The sequence below is a fragment of the Janthinobacterium sp. CG_23.3 genome, from assembly GCF_046115965.1.
Taxonomy (GTDB): domain Bacteria; phylum Pseudomonadota; class Gammaproteobacteria; order Burkholderiales; family Burkholderiaceae_D; genus Janthinobacterium.
In genome coordinates this window covers 1-2,691 of the sequence record NZ_JBJXIB010000241.1, presented here as the reverse complement: position 1 = coordinate 2,691, position 2,691 = coordinate 1, and the positions used below count along the sequence as shown (strand labels likewise).

Genomic DNA, 2,691 nt, shown 5'->3' with positions numbered 1-2,691 from the left:
GCAGGGCGGCGACCGCGCGCAGCCGCAGTCTTGTCAAGAACTATGTGAAATATTTTCGCCGAGTGGAGGCGATATCCTTAAGTTCGGTGGATTGCGCTCGGCGGGCGGCCAGCGCCTTCCACCTTCGGATAATGCGGCTCGATCAGTTCATGCAGTTTCGACCAAGGGGCCACACTGTCGATCTTCGCGAGGAAGCGGTCGCGCCGTGCCAGCTTCTTTTTGGCGGCGTATTCGAGGTCGGAAAAGCTCTTCTGCATGATCAACTGGACTGTGGTCGCGGATGCCGTTATTGTCGCGGGACTTGCAAGCGACCGGAACGGGTTCGGGGAGAATTAATCAGCGATTCCCAAGAATGTCCCGGACGCCATTTCGTTTCTAAGCCTATTGCGCTGGCCGCTTGTCATTTTCGCATTTCTTATAATCAGACTTCTCCTCGCGGTCTGCGCTTAACAAGAGGCGTGGTCGCGACGGAAATTCAGTTAGGGCCGTTTCAACATGCCCATCCGGATAAAAGTGCACTTCTAGGTATTTTGGGTTTTTGGGGATTTTTGGATCAAGTGGAGTTTTTACTTCCTTATAAAAATGATGTATGTCAAAAAAAACATCTCCATAACTATCTTTACGAGTGTTGTAAGTCATAGCGTTATACACATCTCCCGCGCCGACTAACACGCCCCCGAAAAACCGTTTACATTCAATGGGTTGCGCAGAGGGGTTGTAAACTTTGCCGAATTCGCGTTTACTCTCGGAATTTCGGCGGACGCGTGACCAAGGTAGCACAACAGTGGACGGAACAAGAATTCGCGGGACTGGATCTTGGCGATGCCCGCCTCAACAAGAGGGCGAAGCGAATGATGGAACGATTTTCGGCCAATCCGACGGCCAGCATCCCGGATGCGTGTGATAGCTGGGGCGAAACCTGCGCGGCCTACCGCTTCTTGGGCAATGCCGAAGTGGAATGGGAAGCCATACTTGCCCCGCACTGGGAGCGTACCGAGGAGCGCATGCGCGCTCAGCCGGTGGTGTTGTGCATCCAGGATTCAACGGAGCTCGATTTCAACGGACAGGAGATCGACGGGCTCGGGCCGCTCAATTACGAAGCGCGGCGCGGCATGTACCTGCACCCGACTTACGTGGTCACGGCGCAGCGCGAGCCCCTTGGCGTGCTCGACGCGTGGATGTGGGCGCGCGAGAAGCGCGGCGCCGATGGCGTCAGGTCGGGCCTGATCGAGAGCAAGCGCTGGGTTGAAGGCTACCAGCGCGTGGCGGAGATAGCGGCGAAAATGCCGGAAACGCGACTGGTGTACGTGGCCGACCGCGAAGCGGACATGGTGGAAATGATGCGCTGCGCCCGCGATCTGGGCACCCCGGCCGACTGGCTGGTGCGGGCCAAGCATAACCGCTGCCTGCCCGACGAGGATGGCGCCAAATTGTGGGAGGCGACGACGGCAGGGGCGCCGCTGGGCGAGATCGCGTTCGCCGTCGGCTCGCGGGAAAACCAGAAGGGGCGTGCCGTGCGCCAGCAACTGTGGGCGCGCGAGGTCGAGATCAAGGATGGGAACAAGGGGCGCATCACCGTCACCTGTGTCGTGGCGCGCGAAGTAGGGGCGCCCGCTGGCGTCAATCCAATCGAATGGCGTTTGCTGACGAACCGCACCGTCGCGTCGCAAGAACAAGCGGTCGAACTGATCAACTGGTATCGGGCGCGCTGGGAAATAGAAATTTATTTCCATGTTCTGAAAAACGGCTGCGAAGTCGAGGCGCTACAGCTGTCGAGCTTTGAGCGCCTCGAGCGTGCCTTGGCCTTGTTCATGGTGGTAGCCTGGCGCGTGACGTATCTGATGCGCAAGGGACGAACGTGCCCAGACCTGGACGCATCGCTGTTCTTCGATCCCGACGAGATCCGCGGCGCCTACCTATTGACCAAGAAAAAGATGCCCGCCAATCCACCGACATTGAATGAGGTTGTGCGACTGATTGCGCAGCTGGGCGGATTCCTCGGCCGCAAGAGCGACGGCGAGCCGGGCGCCAAGACAATCTGGCGCGGGCTTGATCAAGTGTTCGCTGCCGCCGAGACACTACGCTCGCTCCGCGACGGGCTGGGCTGACTTATGTATAACGACATGGTTGTAAGTACACCCGCCAACTTGCCAGCGAACTATTGGTTTCCACAACGTGGCACCAATGACATAGGATGCACAGCAAACGCTACTCCCGCCTCCTCCGTTCGACGAACTCACGTAGAGGTTGCCGCCTCCACTACTGCCAACATAAAAATCATCAATGTATCTATTGGTATAATTATAGCCAGTAATTGTTAGTGAAACAGTATTCCCAATTCTTGGCTCAGTATCCAATAAAAACTCTCTATCTTGACATCCCAATAGAGCCATAACGATAAAAAAAAGCCACGGAAAAAATAGTATATTCTAAAAAATTTTTTTGATTTCATGATATCTCCGCAAATTAAATTTAATATTTTTACAATACACTAATTAGGACTTAAATTTTTAATAAAAAAATTTTTAATGAGGACATTGAAATAAAAACGCTGACCGACCGAGCCGGCCGCACATAATGATTTATGCAGTTACTACCCACCTCGTTATACACAAGTCCGGACCAACGCCCAGCCGGTTTGAAAACACGTTTACATTCAATAAACTAACGCGCCCCTTGTAAACTTGCCAT

At 54.4% G+C, this 2,691-nt stretch carries 3 protein-coding genes and 1 pseudogene; 1 reads left to right on the top strand and 3 read right to left on the bottom strand.

Annotated elements, in window-relative coordinates:
* Positions 1-83 precede the first annotated feature (83 nt).
* Together ACFDR9_RS27440 and ACFDR9_RS27435 are read right to left on the bottom strand one after the other, a co-directional pair.
* A pseudogene (locus ACFDR9_RS27440) lies at positions 84-257 on the bottom strand (IS5/IS1182 family transposase); the annotation flags it as partial.
* Between the two features lie 124 nt (positions 258-381).
* Positions 382-639 (bottom strand): hypothetical protein, encoded by a 258-nt coding sequence (locus ACFDR9_RS27435; protein WP_409033042.1) that lies wholly within the window; start codon positions 637-639, stop codon positions 382-384.
* Positions 640-764: 125 nt separating this feature from the next.
* Between ACFDR9_RS27435 and ACFDR9_RS27430 the strand changes: the two genes are divergently transcribed.
* A complete protein-coding gene (locus tag ACFDR9_RS27430) occupies positions 765-2,108 on the top strand; it encodes an IS4 family transposase (RefSeq protein WP_409033041.1) in 1,344 nt (447 codons plus the stop codon).
* Here ACFDR9_RS27430 and ACFDR9_RS27425 read toward each other — a convergent pair.
* Positions 2,079-2,393: a DUF3304 domain-containing protein gene (locus tag ACFDR9_RS27425; protein WP_409033040.1), complete on the bottom strand. Its 315-nt coding sequence runs from the start codon at positions 2,391-2,393 to the stop codon at positions 2,079-2,081. The two genes, ACFDR9_RS27430 and ACFDR9_RS27425, sit on opposite strands and share 30 nt — an antisense overlap.
* Positions 2,394-2,691 lie beyond the last annotated feature (298 nt).

Excerpts from the sequence above, each read along its gene's own strand:
- ACFDR9_RS27435 (WP_409033042.1), bottom strand. The coding sequence starts at position 639 with ATGACTTACAACACTCGTAAAGATAGTTATGGAGATGTTTTTTTTGAC.
- ACFDR9_RS27425 (WP_409033040.1), bottom strand. The coding sequence starts at position 2,393 with ATGGCTCTATTGGGATGTCAAGATAGAGAGTTTTTATTGGATACTGAG.